The organism is Kitasatospora sp. NPDC114501, from assembly GCF_055633695.1.
The window spans coordinates 404,710-423,064 of sequence record NZ_JBVKDS010000001.1 but is presented as its reverse complement, the minus strand read 5'-3'; the positions used below and the strand labels follow the sequence as shown (position 1 = coordinate 423,064).

At 72.5% G+C, this 18,355-nt stretch carries 17 protein-coding genes; 7 read left to right on the top strand and 10 right to left on the bottom strand.

What is annotated here, in order from left to right; translation table 11 throughout:
* Positions 1-29: 29 nt before the first annotated feature.
* Together ACZ7RU_RS02000 and ACZ7RU_RS01995 are read right to left on the bottom strand one after the other, a co-directional pair.
* Positions 30-1,661, bottom strand: coding sequence for a dolichyl-phosphate-mannose--protein mannosyltransferase (locus ACZ7RU_RS02000; RefSeq protein ID WP_470339022.1), 1,632 nt, complete (start codon positions 1,659-1,661; stop codon positions 30-32).
* A gap of 186 nt (positions 1,662-1,847) precedes the next feature.
* Positions 1,848-3,152 carry an MFS transporter gene (locus tag ACZ7RU_RS01995; protein ID WP_470339021.1) on the bottom strand — a complete coding sequence of 435 codons (1,305 nt, stop codon included), beginning with the start codon at positions 3,150-3,152 and terminating at the stop codon, positions 1,848-1,850.
* Positions 3,153-3,296: 144 nt separating this feature from the next.
* On the opposite strand from ACZ7RU_RS01995, the gene ACZ7RU_RS01990 reads away from it, so the two are divergent.
* Entirely contained in the window at positions 3,297-3,878 is a 582-nt protein-coding gene (locus ACZ7RU_RS01990; RefSeq protein WP_470339020.1) for a MarR family winged helix-turn-helix transcriptional regulator, read from the top strand.
* Positions 3,879-4,017: 139 nt separating this feature from the next.
* On the opposite strand, the gene ACZ7RU_RS01985 is transcribed toward ACZ7RU_RS01990, so the two are convergent.
* From ACZ7RU_RS01985 to ACZ7RU_RS01975, 3 genes are all read right to left on the bottom strand, one after another.
* Positions 4,018-5,832, bottom strand: coding sequence for a glycosyl hydrolase family 18 protein (locus ACZ7RU_RS01985; protein ID WP_470339019.1), 1,815 nt, complete (start codon positions 5,830-5,832; stop codon positions 4,018-4,020).
* 372 nt (positions 5,833-6,204) lie between these two features.
* On the bottom strand, positions 6,205-6,864 hold the full coding sequence (locus ACZ7RU_RS01980; RefSeq protein ID WP_470339018.1) for an FxLYD domain-containing protein: 660 nt from the start codon (positions 6,862-6,864) through the stop codon (positions 6,205-6,207).
* A 138-nt stretch (positions 6,865-7,002) separates the two neighbouring features.
* A complete protein-coding gene (locus ACZ7RU_RS01975) occupies positions 7,003-7,563 on the bottom strand; it encodes a DoxX family protein (RefSeq protein ID WP_387748594.1) in 561 nt (186 codons plus the stop codon).
* Between the two features lie 213 nt (positions 7,564-7,776).
* On the opposite strand from ACZ7RU_RS01975, the gene ACZ7RU_RS01970 reads away from it, so the two are divergent.
* Positions 7,777-8,409 carry a MarC family protein gene (locus ACZ7RU_RS01970; RefSeq protein ID WP_470339017.1) on the top strand — a complete coding sequence of 211 codons (633 nt, stop codon included), beginning with the start codon at positions 7,777-7,779 and terminating at the stop codon, positions 8,407-8,409.
* 33 nt (positions 8,410-8,442) lie between these two features.
* Here ACZ7RU_RS01970 and ACZ7RU_RS01965 read toward each other — a convergent pair whose 3' ends face one another.
* Entirely contained in the window at positions 8,443-8,994 is a 552-nt protein-coding gene (locus ACZ7RU_RS01965) for an NADPH-dependent FMN reductase (RefSeq protein ID WP_470339016.1), read from the bottom strand.
* A gap of 77 nt (positions 8,995-9,071) precedes the next feature.
* Positions 9,072-9,536, bottom strand: a complete 465-nt coding sequence (locus ACZ7RU_RS01960) for an Lrp/AsnC family transcriptional regulator (RefSeq protein ID WP_470339015.1) — start codon at positions 9,534-9,536, stop codon at positions 9,072-9,074.
* 189 nt (positions 9,537-9,725) lie between these two features.
* Here ACZ7RU_RS01960 and ACZ7RU_RS01955 point away from each other — a divergent pair, with 189 nt between their 5' ends.
* A complete protein-coding gene (locus tag ACZ7RU_RS01955; protein WP_470339014.1) occupies positions 9,726-10,556 on the top strand; it encodes a tryptophan 2,3-dioxygenase in 831 nt (276 codons plus the stop codon).
* A gap of 128 nt (positions 10,557-10,684) precedes the next feature.
* On the top strand, positions 10,685-11,911 hold the full coding sequence (gene kynU, locus ACZ7RU_RS01950) for a kynureninase (RefSeq protein ID WP_470339013.1): 1,227 nt from the start codon (positions 10,685-10,687) through the stop codon (positions 11,909-11,911).
* Between the two features lie 273 nt (positions 11,912-12,184).
* Here kynU and ACZ7RU_RS01945 read toward each other — a convergent pair whose 3' ends face one another.
* The gene (locus ACZ7RU_RS01945; RefSeq protein ID WP_470339012.1) at positions 12,185-12,760 is read right to left on the bottom strand and encodes a hypothetical protein; all 576 of its coding nucleotides are present in this window, start codon (positions 12,758-12,760) and stop codon (positions 12,185-12,187) included.
* Positions 12,761-13,457: 697 nt separating this feature from the next.
* Positions 13,458-14,402: a hypothetical protein gene (locus ACZ7RU_RS01940; RefSeq protein ID WP_470339011.1), complete on the bottom strand. Its 945-nt coding sequence runs from the start codon at positions 14,400-14,402 to the stop codon at positions 13,458-13,460.
* Positions 14,403-14,478: 76 nt separating this feature from the next.
* On the opposite strand from ACZ7RU_RS01940, the gene ACZ7RU_RS01935 reads away from it, so the two are divergent.
* Positions 14,479-15,108 carry a TetR/AcrR family transcriptional regulator gene (locus tag ACZ7RU_RS01935; protein ID WP_470339010.1) on the top strand — a complete coding sequence of 210 codons (630 nt, stop codon included), beginning with the start codon at positions 14,479-14,481 and terminating at the stop codon, positions 15,106-15,108.
* A 107-nt stretch (positions 15,109-15,215) separates the two neighbouring features.
* On the opposite strand, the gene ACZ7RU_RS01930 is transcribed toward ACZ7RU_RS01935, so the two are convergent.
* Positions 15,216-16,601, bottom strand: a complete 1,386-nt coding sequence (locus tag ACZ7RU_RS01930) for a choice-of-anchor A family protein (protein ID WP_470339009.1) — start codon at positions 16,599-16,601, stop codon at positions 15,216-15,218.
* Between the two features lie 299 nt (positions 16,602-16,900).
* Between ACZ7RU_RS01930 and ACZ7RU_RS01925 the strand changes: the two genes are divergently transcribed.
* Positions 16,901-17,608 carry a 4'-phosphopantetheinyl transferase family protein gene (locus tag ACZ7RU_RS01925; protein WP_470339008.1) on the top strand — a complete coding sequence of 236 codons (708 nt, stop codon included), beginning with the start codon at positions 16,901-16,903 and terminating at the stop codon, positions 17,606-17,608.
* 142 nt (positions 17,609-17,750) lie between these two features.
* Positions 17,751-18,233: a DUF2269 family protein gene (locus tag ACZ7RU_RS01920; RefSeq protein WP_470339007.1), complete on the top strand. Its 483-nt coding sequence runs from the start codon at positions 17,751-17,753 to the stop codon at positions 18,231-18,233.
* The last annotated feature ends 122 nt before the right edge of the window (positions 18,234-18,355 follow it).

The window sequence follows — 18,355 nt, the reverse complement described above, 5'->3', positions numbered from 1 at the left end:
GGGCAGGTCCAGCCCATCAGCCGGGCCCGTCAGATCCAGCTGGTGAACCACATCCGGTCCTGCCAGGACGACATCGGGATCACCTCCGCCGTGTACAGCGGGTAGAAGAACGCGAAGCAGCCGACGATCGCGAGCACGATCGCCCCGGCCCCGATGGCCCCGATCCGGCGGCGCCGGGGGCCGCAGCCGGCCGGGCCGAGCATCGCCCCGAGCATCTGGGCGACGGCCAGGCACAGGAACGGCACCAGCACGACCATGTAGAAGGAGAAGATCGTCCGCTCCTGGTACCGGAACCAGGGCAGGTAGATCCCGGCCACCGCGCACAGCACGGCGCCCGAGCGCCAGTCCCGCCGGAAGAACCAGCGCCACAGCAGGTAGACCAGCGCGAAGCAGGCCGCCCACCAGAGGAACGGCGTGCCGAGGCCGAGGATCTGCGCCGCGCAGCCGCCCGAGGAGGTGCAGCCGCGCTGCCCGGCCGGGACCTGCTCCCAGTACATCGAGACCGGTCGGCCGTCGACCAGCCAGGCGAAGGGGTTGGACTGGTAGGTGTGGGGGGTGCTCAGACCGGTGTTGAAGTCGTACATCTGCGAGTGGTAGTGCCACAGGCTGCGCAGCGGCGCGGGCACCCAGCTCATCGGGATCTGCGGCAGCGGGACGCCGAGGACGCTGTCCGGGGAGAGCCCGGCGCGCCCGTCGGCCCAGTGCCGGTCGTAGCCGCCCCCGCCGTTGGCGCCGGTACCGCCGGTGGCCAGCCAGCCGCTCCAGGCGCCGACGTACACCACCGCGGCGGAGCCGACCACGGCGAGGAAGGCGGGTACGGCGTCCCGGCGCAGCATCGAGCGCCAGGGGCGGCGGGCGCCGGCCCCGCGGCGGCCGGAGCGGTCCCACAGGACGGTGAGGATGCCGAGGGCGGCGAGGATCGGGGCGCCGTTCCACTTGACCGCGCAGGCGGCGCCGAGGAGCACCCCGGCGGCGATCCGCCAGGGGCGCCGTCCGAGCCGGACGGTGTCGCCGCCGTCGGCCTCGGCGACGCGGGCGAGCCGGGCACGGGCGTGGTCGCGGTCGATGAGCAGGCTGCCGAAGGCGGCGAGCACGAAGAACATCTGGATGCCGTCGAGCAGGCCGACCCGGCTCATCACCAGCTGGAGGCCGTCCACCGACATCAGCAGCGCGGCGGTGCAGCCGATCAGGGTGGAGCCGAAGAGGCGGCGGCCGATCCGGGCCAGCATCAGCACGGTGACGGTGCCGAGCAGGGCGGTCATGAACCGCCAGCCAAAGGGGTTCATCCCGAACAGCTGTTCGCCGATCGCCATCACCCATTTGCCGAGCGGCGGGTGCGCGATGAACTCGGGCGCGGAGGTCAGCGGGATGGACTGGGGGACGGACAGGATGTCGGCGTTGGCGTGGTCGGGCCAGGTGCCCTCGTAGCCCTGCTGGAGCAGCGACCAGGCGTCCTTGGGGTAGTACGTCTCGTCGAAGACGAAGGAGTGGGGGTAGCCGAGGTTCCAGAACCGCAGCAGGCCGGCGAAGAGCGCGACGGCGATCGGTCCGAGCCAGCCCGCGTGGTCGGCCGCCCAGCGGACCGGGCCACCGCGCGGGACCGGTGCCGGGACGGCGGGGGCCGGGGCCGCCGGTGGGTGCGTGAGCGCCGCTTGCGTCATAGCCTCGCCGATTCACCTGTCTGCTCTGCCCGGGTCCTGGCTCCGCCCGGGTCGTGCCACCCCGGCCGGGGCCGGGCGGTCGACAGCCACTGACACTATGTGGCGGTGCCCGCGAAGCCAAGCGCGACGGGCGCCGACCAGGTGACCTGGTCGGCGCCCGTTTCGAACGCCCTGACGGGCGTTCCGCTACGCGGCGGTCTGCAGCTCCCGGACCGGGACGGCGCGGACCACGGCCGGGGCCGCGTTGTCCTGCTCCGGCGTGAGGTGCGGGCGCAGCCGCAGCGCCATGACGACGACCAGCAGCGTGGAGCCCGCCATGGCCGCCAGGTAGAGCGGCCAGGTGCCGGAGCCGACCAGCAGCACGCCGACGGCCGGGCCGACCGCGATCGCGATCTGCTTCACCAGGGCGTACCCGGCGTTGTAGGTGCCGAGCAGCCGGGCCGGGGCGAGGTCCGCGACGATCGGGCCCATGGTGGGCGCGAGCAGCGACTCGCCGACGCCGAAGAGGGCGTAGATCGAGACGATGGCGACCGTGGCGGCCATGGTCTCCGTCCGGATCAGACCGGCCACCAGGGCCATCGCCCAGGCACCGAGCCAGACCACGCCGGCCGCGGCCATCGCGGTGGTGCGGCGGCGGCGCGCGGTGATCCGCACCATGAACATCTGCAGCACCACGATGGTCAGCGCGTTGGCGCCGATCGCGAAGCCCAGGGTGGACGGCGCGGTGCCGACGGTGTCGGTGGCGAAGGCCGCGACGCCGGACTCGAACTGGCCGTAGCAGGTGAAGAAGATCAGCCCGGCGAGCAGGCAGAGCCGCAGCATCGCCTTGTCGGCGACCAGTGCGCGCAGCCCCGTCGGGCCGTCGGCCTTCCCGTGGACGACGCTCAGCTGGACCTTGGGTATCCGGGCGGTGCCGGTGACCAGGGCGAGGCCGAGGAACGTCGCCGCCTCGATGGTGAACAGCCGGGTGAGGCTGGCCGGGTCGGAGACGTCCACGATCTGCCCGCCGACCAGCGCACCGATGCCCATGCCCAGGTTGATCAGGGTGAACTGGAGCGCGAAGGCGTGCGAGCGGGTGGCCGCCGTGGAGCAGCGGACGATCATCGTGGCGAGTGCCGGCTGGCAGGTGGTGACACCCGCGCCGAACAGGAAGGAGGAGACCAGCAGGGCCGGGGTGCCGGTGGCGTGGCCGAAGGCGAACGCGCCGGTGGCGGCGAGCGCCGTACCGGCCAGCAGCACCGGGCGGGGACCGTACCTGTCGATGCCGCGGCCGGTGAACGGGAGGACGGCGAGGGCCGCCAGCGCGAAGACGGTGAACACCATCCCGGCCGCCAGCGAACCCAGCCCGCGCACCTGGTCCACGTACACGAACATGTACGGCATCGTGAACCCGCTGCCGAACGCACTGAGCGCGTTGCCGATCTGGACGCGGCGCAGCGGGCCGCCCGCTCCACGCCGCTGCTGCCTCTGCTGCTTCACCGTGCCGGTCACCGTGCACATCCCTTCCTGGTTTCAACTGGATACTCTTAAGTCCAGAAGATTTCAGAGCTAAAGTTTGACGAGATAAAGTCTTAGCACCGGAAGAGTGCGGAGTCAAAGGCTTAAGGGGTGCACGCTCGTGGGAGACTGGTCCGCATGACTACGGACAAGCCGCGGCCGGCTGCCGGCCAGCCCGCCCCGGCCACCCCCCTGGAGTTCGGCATCGCCGAGCAGGTGGCCCTCTACCAGCGGGAATTCCCCACCGTCGACCCCCAGGTGGAGACGATCGTGCAGACCCTCAACCGGGTCTCCCGGCGGATGGGCGTGGCGTACGACCGGCAGCTGACTGTGCTCGGAATCACCTCCGCCGAGTGGGAGGTGCTCAAGGCCCTGGTGGTCTCGGGCAGCCCGTACCGGCTGGGCCCGGGCGAGCTGGCCAAGCGCCTCGGGCTCACCCCGGCGGCGATGACGCACCGGATCGACCGGATGCTGGCCGACGGCCTGGTCACCCGGGAGCGGGACGAGGCCAACCGGGTGCGGGTGATCATCGAGCTCACCGAGACCGGCCGCGACAAGTGGCTGGAGTCGATGCGGATGGCGGCGGTGTTCGAGGAGGAGCTGCTCCAGGACGTCGTGGGCGAGGAGCGCACGGCGCTCTCCGCGCTGCTGGGCCGGATGCTGCGGCGGATCGAGGAGAGCCAGCCGGACGCGCTCGGGCGCACCGACGACCTGGCCTGACGCCGGCGCGACGGCGTCCCGGGAGGCGCCGGGAACGCGAACGGGTCCGGCCCGCCGGGAGGAGGTTCCTCCCGGCGGGCCGGACCCGTCGGTTCAGGTGCTGCGAGGGTCCGTCAGGCCCTCGGCGGTCCGTCGGTCGTCAGCAGGGGCCGTTGTCGGTCCAGACGCCCCACTGGCCGCTCAGGCTCGGGTCGTCGCCCTTGGTCCACCACTTGTTGGTGTAGTAGTGGCCCTTCCACGAGACCTTGGTGCCGCCGGCCGCGTAGGTGGTGTTCGCGTCCCAGCTCGGGGCGGCCGGGCAGGAGCTCGGGGTGCCGGTCGGGGTGCCGGTGGGGGTCGTGGTCGGCGTGCCGGTCGGGGTGCTGGTCGGCGTGCCGGTGGGAGTGCCGGTCGGGGTCGGGGTCGGCGTGCCGGTCGGCGGGGCCGGGCAGGCGGAGGCCGAGCCGTTGGTGGCGCTCACCATCTTGTCGAACAGGCCGGTCTTGGTGCCCAGGTCGTACAGCGAGAAGGCGAAGGAGCCGCCGAGGCCGTTGCAGTGCGCGTAGTCGATCTTGGCCTGGATCGACTTGGCGTCCTCACCGCTCCAGAAGGTGTTGCCGTCGTAGAAGTACGTGGTCTTCGCGTCGTCGTCCCAGAAGGTCTTGGACGGGTTGTCGACGAAGCCCGCGAGCTCCTTGAACATCTGGATGCCGGGGACGTTGCCGGACATCGCCGCACCGGCCGCCGGCTGGGTGGCGGGCTGGAACAGGCCGTGCTTGCCGTTGTCCTTCACCCCGGTCCAGCCGCGGTAGTAGAACGGCACACCCATGTTGATCTTGTTGGCGGGGAAGCCGCCGGGGATGCCGTACTCCTTGTCACCGGCGGTCCAGGCCTTGATCGCGTTGTCGATCGAGTACTTCCCGTTGCCCGGCTTGGCCGGCGTCGACGGGTCGTTCGGGCCCGAGTACAGCGGCGCCTGGTGGTTGGTCGGCCCCTGCGGGTCCCAGCCGCCGTGCATGTCGTAGGTCATGACGTCGAGGAAGGTCAGGTACTGACCGATCTTGTCGGTCTCGACGTTCATGATCTTGTCCTGGCCGGCGCCGACCGCCGCCGACAGGGCGTAGGTCTTGCCGTCGGTCTTGCCCTGCGCGTCCAGCTGGGTGCGGAACTCCTTCAGCAGCGCGGTGAAGTTCTGCTTGTCGGCCGGGCTGGAGATGTTGCCGGTGTGGCCGCCGCCGCCCGGGTACTCCCAGTCGAGGTCGACGCCGTCGAAGAGGCCGGCCGCGGTGCCGGGGCCGCCGTAGCCGGCCTCGGTGGGCAGGTTGCCCTTGATGAACATGTCGATGCAGGACGACACCAGGTGCTTGCGCGAGGCGTCCGTGGCGGAGGCCGGCGAGAAGTACTTGGAGTAGGTCCAACCGCCCAGCGAGATCAGGATCTTGAGGTTGGGGTTCTTCGCCTTCAGCTTCTTCAGCTGGTTGAAGTTGCCCGCGATCGGCTGGTTCCAGACGTCGCCGACGCCGTCGACCGAGATGTCCGCGCCGAAGCTCTTCTGGTAGTCGGCGAACGCGTCGCCCGCGCCGTCACCCGCGTTGGGGTTGTTGTCGTTCGTGTCGGCGGCCTTGGTGGCCTCGAAACACCCCAGGTCGGTCGGGTGGATGTTGGCGAACGAGTAGATCAGGTAGTCCAGGTTCTTGGCGACGCCGGTGTCCTGGATCGTCTTGGGGTAGTACGCGTTCGCGTAGATCGACCACTGGTCGAAGTAGGCGACCTTGATGCCGCCGCTGGTGGCGGGCGCGCCGGTGGAGTTGGTGGTCGCGGCGTTGGCCGCGCCGCCGCCGGACAGCGCGAGGCCGGCGCCGAGCAGCAGGGAGGCGGTGGTGCCGGCCGCGATGGCGGCCAGGCTCTTGGGGCGGCGTCGGCGGCCGCCCTGCGGAGCCGGGGTCCCGGCCCTTTCAATGCGTGAGCGCAGCATGGGTGCGTGACTCCTGGTTGTGGGGGTACCCGTCGGCCCCGGGGGGGGCACGCGTCCGGGGTGGGGCCGGACGACCGGGACATGACAGGCATGGGTGGGGAATCGAGCGGATCAGACCATGACGGACTACCGGGATGTGCCGAACCGGCGCCGGCGGCACACGACCGCTGACGCCGGTTCAGGGGCTCCCTGCACCTGGGCAACAAAAATGGACTAGACCAACTCGCCCGTCAAGGGGTGCTGTTCGGCCTTGAGACCCGCTTAAGGTTCCACCCCCGTGCTGAGCTGGGCGGCTGCACGCGGAGTCCGTACCGGAGTCGGCATCGGAGCCGGATGCCGGAGTCGGTACTGGGGCGGTACCGGGTGCCGGACTCAGTAGCGGACGGCGTTGGCCACCTCGGCCTTGACCGTGCCGGACAGGCTCCGGTTGGCGTGCGCGGTGGCCTGGGCGCTCTGCCCGGCGGCAACGTCCTGGACGGTCACCGCGGTCGCGTCCAGCACCTTGCCGGACTCGTCGGTGAAGTCCAGCTGGATCACGTACCGGTACGACTGCCGGCCGTGGTTGGTGACGGTCAGCGGCACCTCCGGCCTGCCGTCCGAACCGGTGGTCACCGTCCCGGCGGTGACGTCCCCCTTGGCGTCCAGCCCGCCCTTGATCCCGGCGACGGCCGAGGAGGCGGACGACACCGCCGCCGAGGCCCGCGCCTCCGCCGAGGCGATCGCCGCCCCCGCCCCGCCGGCCAGCGCCGAGGCGGCGGAGGCGGCCGCGCTCGCGCCCTTCTCCACCGCGGCCGCGGCCGAGGAGGCCACGCTGCTCGCGCTCTTGCCGGAGGAGGAGCAGCCCGCGAGCGCCGCGACGACCGCCGCAACGGCCAACACCCCCGCCACCGCGCACCGTCGGCGGCGCAGCGGCGGTGCGTCCAGGTCCTGCGCGGTGGCCCTCGGCGGGGTCGGGGAGCCAGGGCCGGTCGGCGAACCCGCGTCCGCGGGGCGAAGACTGGCCCGGGCGCGGGTGAGCGGCTGGCGGTCCATGCGGTCCCTCGTTTCCGGTCGGCGCCGGGCTGCCCGGCACACCTCCCGGCCCACCCTCCGAGGGCCGGTGGACCGCCGCCAGCAGGGCTGCTGCCTCCGGGTGACGCGGCCGCAGACAGGGAGGTTCGAAGAGGGGCCCTAGGAGAGCCCGGAGCCCTCCTGCGAGTCCGCCTCCACCGCGGCCCGCTCCTCGCGCAGCCGCACCAGGTGCCGGCGCCGCGCCACCACGCCGTACGCCCCGGCGGCGCTCGCCACGAAGGACGCCAGGCCGACCCACGGCCGGTCGAAGACGTGGCCGGTCAGGTGGTCCAGCGAGTACCGGCCGGCACCGGCCAGGCCGATCGCCAGCCCGGTCGCGCCGAGGAAGGCCGGGTACTCGTAACCGCCGGACATCGCGAAGAAGCCGGCCGGGGCGTGCACGGACACCGCGCCCGCCATCGTCCCGGCCACCACCGCGCCGGCCGCCGGGGTGGCCAGCCCGGCCACCAGCAGCGCACCGCCGCCCGCCTCGCCGAGACCGGCCGCGAGCGCGCTCTGCCGGGCCGGGTGGAAGCCCATGTGCTCCATGGCCTCGGTGGTGGCCTCCAGGCCGCCGCCCCCGAACCAGCCGAACAGCTTCTGGGTGCCGTGCGCGATCAGCACTCCGCCGACCGCGCTGCGCAGGGCCAGCAGGCCCAGGTCCTTACGGTTCAGGCACATGTCGCATCCTCGTTTCCGCGGCGGCGTGGACCCGCTCGGTGGCGGTCCTGTCTCCATAGCAACCGAGAGCGCCCGCCGCTTCGAGCCGGGACCGTCATCCGGGCGAATCCGCCCCCGACCAGGAATGAACCGCCCGGCGGGGAGATTCGCGCCACGCCCGGCCACGGGGCGTGGCGGACCGGCCGCCCGGGGCCCCGCGGTCATGCTGGGCCCATGTTCGTCTTCAACCTGAGCAGCGCCTTCATCGCCTTCTTCGCCGTGGTCGGCCCCCCGAAGACCCTGTTGTCCTTCGCCCGGTTGGCGGGGACCCGCAGCAACCTCGAGCTGCGAAGGCTGGCGGCGCTGAGCACGGCCGTCTCGGCGGTGATCGGCCTGGTGCTCGGCTTCGGGGCCGACGAACTGACCACCCTGTTCCACATCAGCGACCAGTCGCTCCAGCTCGCGGGCGGGGCGATCTTCTTCGTCTACGCCGTCGCGCTGGTCTTCGGCGTCCACCTCGGTTCGGACGGCGACGAGGACGAGCACCTGGCGAACCCGCTGGTGGACGGCATCCGCGAACTGCTGCTGCCGTACATCGCCAGCCCGCTCGCCATCACGGCCGTCCTGGTCGCCTCGCTCAACCAGGACGACTGGGGGTGGAAGGCCGCCGTCGCCGGGGCGTACGTGGCCGTCGCGGTGATCAACTACCTGTGCGTGGCGGTGCTCGCGCCGCTGATGCGACGCACCCACCGCACCTCGCTGGAGGTGCTGTCCCGGCTGCTCGGGCTGCTGCTCGCGGCGGTCGGCGTGGAACTGTTCCTGGAGGGCCTGGCCGGGCTGGGGGTGCACCTTCCGGACGGGCACTGAGCCCGTCGGCCCGCCCGGAGGTCCGCCTGCCGGTCAGTCCGCCGGTCGGTCCGCCGCGAGGCGGGCCAGCACCTCGCCGATGCGCTCCCGCACCAGCGGGTCGGCGACCAGCCCGTCCGGGCCGACCGCCCCGCGCGCCAGCGGCAGCCGGACGCAGGCCTCGTCCAGCACGGCCGCGCCGGTGTACCCGAGGACGGTGCGCAGGGTGGCCTCGGCCCCCTGGCCGCGGCCCGGGCCGGCGGCGTTGATCCAGCCGGCGGGCTTGTCCGAGATCTCGGTCCCGCCGACCGTCCAGTCCAGCAGGTTCTTGAACGCGCCCGGCAGCGTCCCGGCGTACTCGGGGGTGCAGACCAGCAGCGCGTCGGCCGCCTCGATCGCGGCCCGCAGCGCGGCCACCGGCTCCGGCAGCGGGTCGGTGTCGTGGTCCGGGTTGAAATGCGGCAGCCCGGCCAGCCCCTCGTAGTACGTAGCCCGCAGACCCGGGGTGGCGGCGGCCACCGCGGCCGCGGTGCGCAGCACGGTCTCGTTGGTCGAACCGGCCCGCAGGCTCCCGGGCAACAGCAGGATGTGGCGCTCGTTCAGCATGCCGGGCAACCTACTCCCTGACGTCCGCGTCAAGGCCGGCGGGCGCCGACCGGCCCCGTGCGACGACGCGGCGGCGGTCAGCGCGGCGGCACCACGGGCCGCCAGGGCACCGGGCTGGAGAGGATCATCGAGCTGGACGGCTGGCCGTAGCGGCCGAGCCGGTCGCACACCGCCTCGAACTCGGCCATCGACGACACCGCGACCAGCAGCACGCAGCACGCCCCGCCGGTGACCCGGTGCAACTGGACCACCTCCGGCCAGGTCGGCACCTCCGGGTCGCGCAGCACGCAGCGCGGGCCGTAGCACTGGATCTGGACCAGCGCGGTGATCGGCAGCCCGGCCCGGGTGAGGTCCACGTGGGCGTGGTAGCCGCTGATCACCCCCTCGGACTCCAGCCGGCGGACCCGTTCGGCCACCGCGGGTGCGGACAGGCTCACCCGGCGGGAGAGTTCGTTGTACGAGAGCCGGGCGTCGGCCTGGAGCTCGGCGAGCAGACGACGGTCGACGGCGTCCAAAGCGACCTCCCGGGTGGTCGGGATCAAGGGATTTCCGTTCGTAAAGCGAATCGGCGGAACGCCTCGCGAACGACAGCTCCGAACGCGGTTGCGATGCCCGTCGACCATTCAAGCGGGGGGCACCGCCGCCGCACAATGGGCACCCGGTGGAACCCGGCAGTCCGGCTGGTTCACCGGACCGGGCGACGGGGCCCGGAGGATCAGGAGGCACTGGGTATGGGGCACGACACGGTGGAGACACCGAACCTGTCGTTCGGTCGCGGCGGAGCACCGGGCCGAGGGACCCCGTACGCCCAGTACGTGCGCCTGGACGAGCTGCACGGCCTCCAGCACCCGCGCAGCGAGGAGCCCGCCGAGCTGTCGTTCATCGTCACCACCCAGGTGATGGAGCTGCTGTTCGACCTGTTGCGGCACGAGTGGACCCTCGCCCGGCAGGCGCTGCGCGAGGACGACCTGACCGCCGCGCTGGCCGCGCTGCGCCGGGGCACCCACGTGCAGGACGTGCTGGTGGAGTCCTGGGACCTGCTGGCCACCATGACCCCGCGCGAGTTCAACTCCTTCCGCGCGCTGTTCGGCGAGGCCTCCGGCTTCCAGTCCTCCGCCTTCCTGCGGCTGGAGTTCCTGCTCGGCAACAAGAACGCCGCGCTGCTGAAGATGTACGACGGGATGCCCGGCACCCAGGCCGAGCTGACCGAGGCGCTGCGCTCCCCCGGCCTGTACGACGAGGCGCTGGCCCTGCTGGCGCGCCGCGGCCTGGCACCCCGGCAGGCCCCCTCCGAGCAGCGCTACCAGCCGTCCGCGGAGGTCGAGGCGGCCTGGCGACGGGTCTACACGGAGCCGGAGTTCGCCGCGCTCCAGCCGCTCGCCGAAGCCCTGCTGGACGTGGCCGAGCGGGTCACCCGATGGCGCCAGCGGCACCTCTCTGCGGTCAAGCGGACCATGGGCGGCAAGCCCGGCTCGGGCGGCTCCAGCGGGCTCACCTGGCTGCGCAAGTCGGCCGAGCAGGACGTGTTCCCGGAGCTGTGGACGATCCGGGACGGGCTGTGACGAACGAGACGACCGTGACGGACGAGACGATGGTGACGGCGGTGACGGACGTGACGGGTGCGGCGGCGGTGGCGGGCGCTTCGGGGACGGGACGGGCTGTGCACACGGATGACGGGGAAGGGACGGGCATGACCACGCGCGAGGAGTGCGCGGCGCTGGACGCCGTCGACCCGCTGGCGGCGTTCCGCAAGGAGTTCGCCCTGCCGGACGGGGTGATCTACCTGGACGGCAACTCGCTGGGCGCGCTGCCGGTGCGCACGCCCGAGCGGGTGCGCCGGGTGGTCGAGGAGGAGTGGGGCCGGGAGCTGATCCGCAGCTGGAACGACGCCGGCTGGTTCGAGCAGCCGTACCGGCTGGGGCGGCGGATCGCGCCGCTGATCGGCGCCGATCCGGCGGAGGTGGTCGTCTGCGACACCACCTCGGTCAACCTGTTCAAGGTGCTGTCGGCCGCGCTGCGGCTGCGCCCGGGCCGGCGCACGGTGCTCGGCGACGCCGAGGCCTTCCCGACCGACCTGTACATCGCCGAGGGCGTGACCGGCCTGGTCGAGGGCGCGCGCAGCACGCTGATCCGTCCCGAGGAGCTGGACCGGCACCTGGACGGGGACGTCGCCGCGGTCGTCCTCTCGCACGTGGACTACCGCACCGGCGAGCTGCTGGACATGCCCGGCATCACCGCCCGGGTGCGGGCCGCGGGCGCCCTGATGATCTGGGACGTGTGCCACTCGGTGGGCGCGCTGCCGGTCGGACTCGGCGCCGCCGGCGCGGACTTCGCGGTCGGCTGCACCTACAAGTACCTGAACGGCGGCCCCGGCTCACCGGCCTTCCTGTACGTGGCGGAGCGGCACCTGGCGGCCGGCCCGCTCCAGCCGCTGAGCGGCTGGTTCGGCCACGCCCGGCCGTTCGCCTTCGAGCCCGGGTACGACCCGAAGCCGGGCGTCGGCCGGTTCCTGACCAGCTCGCCCTCGCTGCTCGGCCAGGCCGCCCTCGACGCCTCGCTGGACGTCTGGGAGCGGGTCGACCTGACGGCGGTCCGGGCGAAGAGCCTGGCGCTGACCGACCTGTTCGTCTCGCTGACCGAGGGGCTGGACGGCATCGAGGTGGTGACCCCGCGCGAGCACGCCCGGCGCGGCAGCCAGGTCGCGCTGCGGCACACCGACGGCTACCCGGTGGTGCAGGCGCTGATCGAGCGCGGGGTGATCGGCGACTTCCGGGCGCCGGACCTGATGCGCTTCGGCTTCACGCCGCTCTACCTCTCGTACACCGAGGTCTGGGACGCCGCCCGGCAGCTGGCCGAGGTGCTGGAGAGCGGCGAGTGGCGGGCGGAGCGCTTCTCCCGCCGGGGCGAGGTGACGTAGGGCGTGCCTGGTGGACTCCGACCCTCGCCCCGGCCGACCGGGTGATCGGCGCACCAGTGCGCGCCGTCGCCGCCCGGCGCCGCACCGTGGAGCGCTTGCTCGAAGCCGGCTAGGGCGTGTCTGACAAATGATCCTCTGGCTCCGCGACGCGACCAGAAGATCATTTGTCAGACAGGCTTTAGAACCCAAGGACAGGACAGCTCCTTTCGGAGCGCCGCACCTTGGTTCAGGCGCTGCGGCGGGGCAGCGGACTTGGCCCCGCCGGGTGGGAGATCAGGCGCCGTAGGTGCCGCTGGCCCATACCGGCTTACCTTCGCCCTGGCCTTGGTACACGACCAGGTTGCCGTCGTTCTGGAACACGAAGTGCGAGTCGGCGCCGGCCCACCAGGTACCGGTGGACCACAGAGCGGCGCCGTTGGTGTCGTAGACAACGAAGTTCCCGTCCGACTGCATCTTCGCCGTCGCGCCCGGGTGGTTGTACGTGCCGGTGGCCCAGATCGCCGAGCCGCTTTCCCTGTTGTACAGCACGAGGTTGCCATCGCCCTGCATGGCGAGCTCGTACTTGTAGCTGTAGCTGCACCATGCCGCGGTCGACACGATGGTGTAGTCGGCCCAAAAGCCGACGCCGAGGTTGTTGTTCGCGTTGTGGGCCGTACAAGGGGGTATGGAGCCTGCGAGTGCGGGGCTGGAGGATATGGATTCTGCGAGTGCAGGGCTGGAGCCCGCCGTGGCGGGAGTGATGCCGGACGAGCCGTAGGCTTGGGCCGCCGTCGGAGCGAAGGCCGTTAGTGCGACCGCTGCGGCTGCGATCGCGGTCCCCTGGGCGAACCTGGTCGTGGACCTGGTCATTTCACCATCCTGACTGTGTCCGAACGTGATGTGCAGGGATAACCGGCTCTGATCGTATGATTATTGATGACCCGCCGCCACCAATTTCCTGCAAACAGCGGCGAAGGTCCTGACCGCGATCACTGCCCCTCTGCTACCAGTCAGGCGCTGAGACCCCGGCCGGGCCGACCTCTACCCAGACCAGCAGTGCCTGTTCACCGAGATCGGCCTCAGGCCAGTCGCTCACCCCGCCAAGCCGCGGGCCCTCTCCTGGATGCGCGGACCCCTGCTCGCCCACCGCTCGCCCTTTATGGATGATTGCCGCGAAGTGGGCGGTGATATTTCGGGTTTGGATTCTTTTGCTGGAATTCTGCGTCATATCGTCTGTTCAAGGCCCGGGCCGCTGTCCGGATCGCCGAAACCGATCTTGATGCCTCGCGCGAGCCATTCAAGGGCAGCCCTCATCCCGGGCCTGTTCGGGCGCTGCATGGCGGGTTGGTCGCGTCGGAGCCCGACCGCCGAGACCGACCCCGGGCGGTGGACGGCCGCCAGCTCCGAGGCGGACCGCACACCAGGGCCCGCCCTCTAAAACCGGGAGCAGGCGGTGACCGGGCCGTGGGCGGGCGCGCTCGACACGGCCAGGCCGGCGACAGCCGAACGGCCGACACCCCCACACCACAGCCTCATTTGTCAGACAGGCTTTAGGGCGCGCGGGGCGTCAGTTCGTCAGCTCCTCGACCAGCGCGCGGTAGACCGCGAAGGCCGGCTTGGGCGTGTAGTCGTCGCGCAGCAGGCCGAAGTGCGGGAACGGGCCGACGCCCGCGCTGTCCGCGTCGCGCAGGGCGAAGAACGCGTAGCCGACGACGTTGAGTTCGGCGGCGAGCCCGGCGACCGTCCGGACCACCTCCGCGACCACCTCGGCCTGCCGGGCCTCGCTCCGCCCGGGGCCGGTGGGCCAGCCGTTCTCGCAGATCCGCAGCGGGACGCCGGGCCCGATCCCGGCCCGGGGCAGCGTGTCCCGGCGGAACCCGGTGAGCACCGCCCGTACCGCGTCGGCCAGTTGACCGGGAGGGACGGGGCGGAAGACGTCCGGGAAGAAGTCCAGGCCGACGTAGTCCAGGGCCCGGTGGAAGCGCTCGTCGGCGAGCCGGCCGAGCTCGGGCCAGAAGGTGTCCGCGGGGTCGAAGGAAGGCACCGCGTTGAAGCCGACGGCCAGCCGGTCGAACCCGTGGGCCAGCGCCTCCTCCTTGGCCGCGACCACGCCCTCGACCAGCGCCCGGCGGACGTTCGGGATGCTGCCGTCCACGGGCGGGAGGTCGAGGTTGGGCTCCTCGCAGATCTGCAGCAGGGCGAGGCGGTGCCCCTCGGTCCGGACCGTCCGCCGGACGAAGTCCAGCCAGCCCGCCAACTCCCCGCCGCGGTCGCGGTACTGGACCACCAGGTCGAGCCGGCGGCCCTCGACGGCGTACCGCTCGGGCCGCTCCGGGGTGTGCTCGCCGCCCGGGTACGAGCGGTAGGCGCGGACCAGGAACTGCGCCGCGCCGCCCTGGAGCCGGCGCAGGGCGGCGGTGATGCGGGCCGGGTCGTCGGGGCGGGCGGGCACGATCACGCCGCTGTCGTCACCGGCCGCTCCGCCAGGGTAGATGCCGAAGGTGAAGGTCATGCCGCCACCCTAGCGGATATTCTTGGTGTCACCACAAGTTTTGAGTGACACCACGTTCTGCGGATAGAATCCGGCCATGGGACTTCGCGAACTCAAGAAGCAGCAGACCCGGGAGCTGCTGTCCGACACCGCCATGGGCCTGTTCGCCGAGCGCGGGTTCGACCGGGTCACGGTGGTCGAGGTGGCCCGGGCCGCCGGGGTCTCGCCGAACACGGTCTTCAACTACTTCCCGACCAAGGAGGACCTCTTCTTCGACCGGCAGGAGGAGGTGGTCGCCCACCTGGCCGCCGTGGTCCGGCACCGCCCCGCGGGCAGCACGGCCGTGGACGCCGTCCGGGCCGACCTGCTGACGGCCTTCGCGAGCGGGGAGCCGACGGTCGGACTGAACCCGGGGATGGCGGTGTTCTGGCGGATCGTCGAGGACAGCGCCGCCCTGCGGGCCCGGCTGCTGGAACTCGGCGAACGGGCCGAGGGGGCGCTGGCGGCCGCCCTGGCCGAGGAGTCGGGAGCCGCACCGGAGGACCCGCTCCCCCGGATCGTGGCCGGGGCCGTGGCGGGGGCCCACCGGGCCGTACTCGGCGAGATCCGGCGGGCCGTGGTGGCCGGGGAGCCCGCCGAGACGGTGCGGACCCGGGTGGAGGCGGCGGTGAACCGGGCCTTCGGGCTGCTCGGCTCGGGCCTCGCCCACTACCCGGGCGAACGGTAGGCGGCCGAAGCCGGGGACGGGGGCGGAAGCAGAAGCGGCGCGGGCCACCCGGTCGGATCGACTCGGGCGGCCCGCGCCGCCGTTCCGCTGCTCAGCTGTACGGGCCGTCAGCCGTGGCGGCCGCGACGGCGGGCGGCCAGCACGGCCAGACCGCCGAGGCCGAGCAGACCGACGCCCGCCAGGCCGAGGACCACCGAGGCGTTGCCCGCGCCGGTGGAGGGCAGCTCACCACCGCCACCGGGGTGGTGGCTGGTCGGATTCCCGGTCGGGTGATGGCTGGTCGGGGCCGCACTCGACGTCGTCGCAGTGGCCGACGGCGAGGTCGGCGTCGGGGAGGTCGGCGCGGGCGAGGTGGGCGTCGGGGAGGTGGGCGTCGGTGCTGTCGGGCTCGGGAACGTCGGCGACGGTGAGGTCGGGCTCGGGGACGTCGGCGAAGGGGTCGGCGTCGGTGAGGTCGGCGACGGGCTGGGCGTCACGGCGCAGTCCGGCAGGTCGCCGTCGAACGGGTAGCTGTGGATCTCGTAGCCGCCGGTGCCGGTGTGGATCAGGTTGCCCGCGAGGTACACCCGGCCGTTCATGCCCGGCTGGGCGATCGTCGTGGTGCCGCCCGGGTTGCCGGCCATGACCGAGCCCTGGAACTGGGCGCTGCCGAGGATCTGCGCCGAGCTCGCGGTCGGGAAGTTGTACATCAGCCTGGAGCGCAGCTCGGTGGTCCGGTCGCCCGCCAGACCGGTGCCGGTGTAGGTGTTGATGATCGGGCTGTCCCCGAGCATGTTCACCACGACGGTGGCGCCGGCCGGGATGCCGTCGAAGACCAGGCCGATCTGCCCGCCGGTCGGCGAGGCGAGGTTCCGGGTGACGTTGAAGACCTGCCTCATGCTGGTCCCGTCCCCGGTGAAGGTCGCCTCACTGGCGGTGACCGCGACGGTGCCGGTCGCGGTGGCCCGGCCGACGCAGGCGGAGACCTCCTCGATCCGGGTCAGCACCGACCGGTAGGGCGCGGCGGCGTCCGGATCCTGGATCGACTCGCCGGTCGGGTCGATGTTCACGGTGCCGGTGACCGAGCCCGTGTGGCGGAGGTTGCCGAACGCCGGGCCGTGTGAGTCGCTGCCGCCGATCAGGACGCTGTTGCCGGTCCTGACGTCGACGTTGCCGCCGGTGGTCACGAAGTCGCTGCCGTTCGGCGGCACCACGCGCGAGCCGACACCGACGACGCCCATGTTGTAGACGCCGCCGCCGTTCTTGTCGACGGTCAGGTTCCCCAGGGCGACGATCCTGCCCTCGGCCTCCGCGGCCCGGCCGTTCACGGTGTAGTCGCCGCCGGTGAAGACGTTGACGGTGGCGTCACGGCCGGGGAAGTCGCCGTTGTGCGGCGGCGGCCAGGTGCCGGGGCAGTCGGACCCGGAGCAGGCGCCCAGCGGCGCGGCCAGCGGAGCGGCCGAACCGACCGTCAGCACCGCGGCCAGCGGCAGCGCGGCGACGGCGGTCGCCACGGCGACCCGGACAGCCCGGCGCCTGGGCGTGGCCGGAGTCCTGACGGCGGCGGTTCTGTGATCCGACGAACCGGTGACCTGACCCATCGACAATTCCTCCATGCATGAGAAAAGGGCAAGCCAGGACGGACTGCCGCGTTCCGTGCCATCTGCCAGCGATCCCGCAGATCCGGGATATCCAACCTTAAATCGGACTATTCGTACCTTACAGATCCTCAGTTCGGATCTGAAATTCATCCGTACGGAGCAGCGATCGCCCGGGCAGGCGGGAGTTCGGCGGCAGGCCCTAGGTTGGACGCATGACCACCGAGGCCCAGGAACAGAGCGCGCCGCTCGTCGCCGTCGCGTCCGCCGACGCCGTACTGCGGCACCCCGAGGCGGGCGAGCACCTGCTGACCGCCATGGAACGGGAGCGCGCCGCGCGCTTCCGGCACGAGTCCGGGCGGACAGACTTCACCGCCGGGCACCTGCTGGTCCGGCTCTGCGCCGCCCGGCTGCTCGGCGTGCCGGCGGCCGGCCTGGTCCTCGCCCAGCAGTGCCCGGACTGCGGGCTCGCCGACCACGGCAAGCCCTACCTGCCGGACCACCCCGGGGTGCACGTGAGCCTGTCGCACACGCGGGGCGTGGTCGCCGCCGGTGCCGGGTTCCAGCCGGTCGGGGTGGACGTCGAACTGTCCGCCCGGGGCGGGTCGCTGCGCTCGGTCGCCCGCCGGGTGCTCGCCCCGGCGGAGCTGGCCCTCGTGGAGGCCGACGCGGAGCCGGAGCAGGCGTTCCTGCGGCTCTGGGTGCGCAAGGAGTCGCTGATCAAGATCGGGCGGGCCACCCTGGACACCCTCGGCCGGGTCGACCTCTCCGGGCTGCCGCTGTCCGTCCCGCCGGGCGCGCCGCTGCGCAGCCGGTGGGAGGACCTGCACCTGCTCGACTGGGCCGACCCCGAGCACGCCGCCGCCGTCGCGGCCGTCAGCACCGCCCCGGCCCGGATCGTGGAGCTCACGGCGACGGGCTGAGCGCCCGGCCGGGGGGCGGCCCCCGGCGCCCACCCGCGCGGCGGGCCGGTGGATAAGCGGTGTTAGCGTGCCTGGTCGTGGGCACGTCGAACGCGTGTGCCCGCCGACCAGCTGCCCACCGGATTCAAGAGGGTGCCCCGCCATGGCCAAGTTCCTGCTGAGCCTGCACGTCCTCGTGTCGGTCCTGTTCATCGGCCCGGTCGCGGTGGCCGTCAGCATGTTCCCCCGCCGGGCGAAGGCCGCGCTGGCCGGCGGCCCGGACCGGGCCTCCGACGCCGGTGTGCTGCGCGTGCTGCACCGGATCACCCAGGTCTACGCGCTGCTCGGGGTCGCGGTGCCGGTGCTGGGCATAGGCCTGGCCCAGGTGATGGACGTGCTCGGGCAGTCCTGGGTGATCGTCTCGATGGTGCTGACCGCGGTCGCCGCGCTCTCGCTGCTGCTCTTCGTCCTGCCCGGCCAGCAGGCCGCCGTGGACGCGCTCGAACTCGACCCGTCGGACGAGCAGCACGCCAAGGCCGTCAGCGGCCTGAAGACGCTGCCGATGACCGCCGGGGTGTTCAACCTGCTGTGGGCCGTGGTCGTGGTGCTCATGGTCGTCCGCCCGGGGTCGAGCACCGGCGTCTGAGCCCCCGGGTCCCCGGGTCCCCGCTCCCCCGGATCCCCTCCGCGGATCACCGTCGCTGATCACCGCTGATCACCGCTGATCACAGCTGAGCCCCATCGCCCCCTCCCGTCGACCGGGCTCGT

Coding starts and splice junctions, on each gene's coding strand:
- ACZ7RU_RS02000 (WP_470339022.1), bottom strand. CDS start 1,661: ATGACGCAAGCGGCGCTCACGCACCCACCGGCGGCCCCGGCCCCCGCC.
- ACZ7RU_RS01990 (WP_470339020.1), top strand. CDS start 3,297: ATGACTACGGACAAGCCGCGGCCGGCTGCCGGCCAGCCCGCCCCGGCC.
- ACZ7RU_RS01985 (WP_470339019.1), bottom strand. CDS start 5,832: ATGCTGCGCTCACGCATTGAAAGGGCCGGGACCCCGGCTCCGCAGGGC.
- ACZ7RU_RS01980 (WP_470339018.1), bottom strand. CDS start 6,864: ATGGACCGCCAGCCGCTCACCCGCGCCCGGGCCAGTCTTCGCCCCGCG.
- ACZ7RU_RS01975 (WP_387748594.1), bottom strand. CDS start 7,563: ATGTGCCTGAACCGTAAGGACCTGGGCCTGCTGGCCCTGCGCAGCGCG.
- ACZ7RU_RS01970 (WP_470339017.1), top strand. CDS start 7,777: ATGTTCGTCTTCAACCTGAGCAGCGCCTTCATCGCCTTCTTCGCCGTG.
- ACZ7RU_RS01965 (WP_470339016.1), bottom strand. CDS start 8,994: ATGCTGAACGAGCGCCACATCCTGCTGTTGCCCGGGAGCCTGCGGGCC.
- ACZ7RU_RS01955 (WP_470339014.1), top strand. CDS start 9,726: ATGGGGCACGACACGGTGGAGACACCGAACCTGTCGTTCGGTCGCGGC.
- kynU (WP_470339013.1), top strand. CDS start 10,685: ATGACCACGCGCGAGGAGTGCGCGGCGCTGGACGCCGTCGACCCGCTG.
- ACZ7RU_RS01945 (WP_470339012.1), bottom strand. CDS start 12,760: ATGACCAGGTCCACGACCAGGTTCGCCCAGGGGACCGCGATCGCAGCC.
- ACZ7RU_RS01940 (WP_470339011.1), bottom strand. CDS start 14,402: ATGACCTTCACCTTCGGCATCTACCCTGGCGGAGCGGCCGGTGACGAC.
- ACZ7RU_RS01935 (WP_470339010.1), top strand. CDS start 14,479: ATGGGACTTCGCGAACTCAAGAAGCAGCAGACCCGGGAGCTGCTGTCC.
- ACZ7RU_RS01925 (WP_470339008.1), top strand. CDS start 16,901: ATGACCACCGAGGCCCAGGAACAGAGCGCGCCGCTCGTCGCCGTCGCG.
- ACZ7RU_RS01920 (WP_470339007.1), top strand. CDS start 17,751: ATGGCCAAGTTCCTGCTGAGCCTGCACGTCCTCGTGTCGGTCCTGTTC.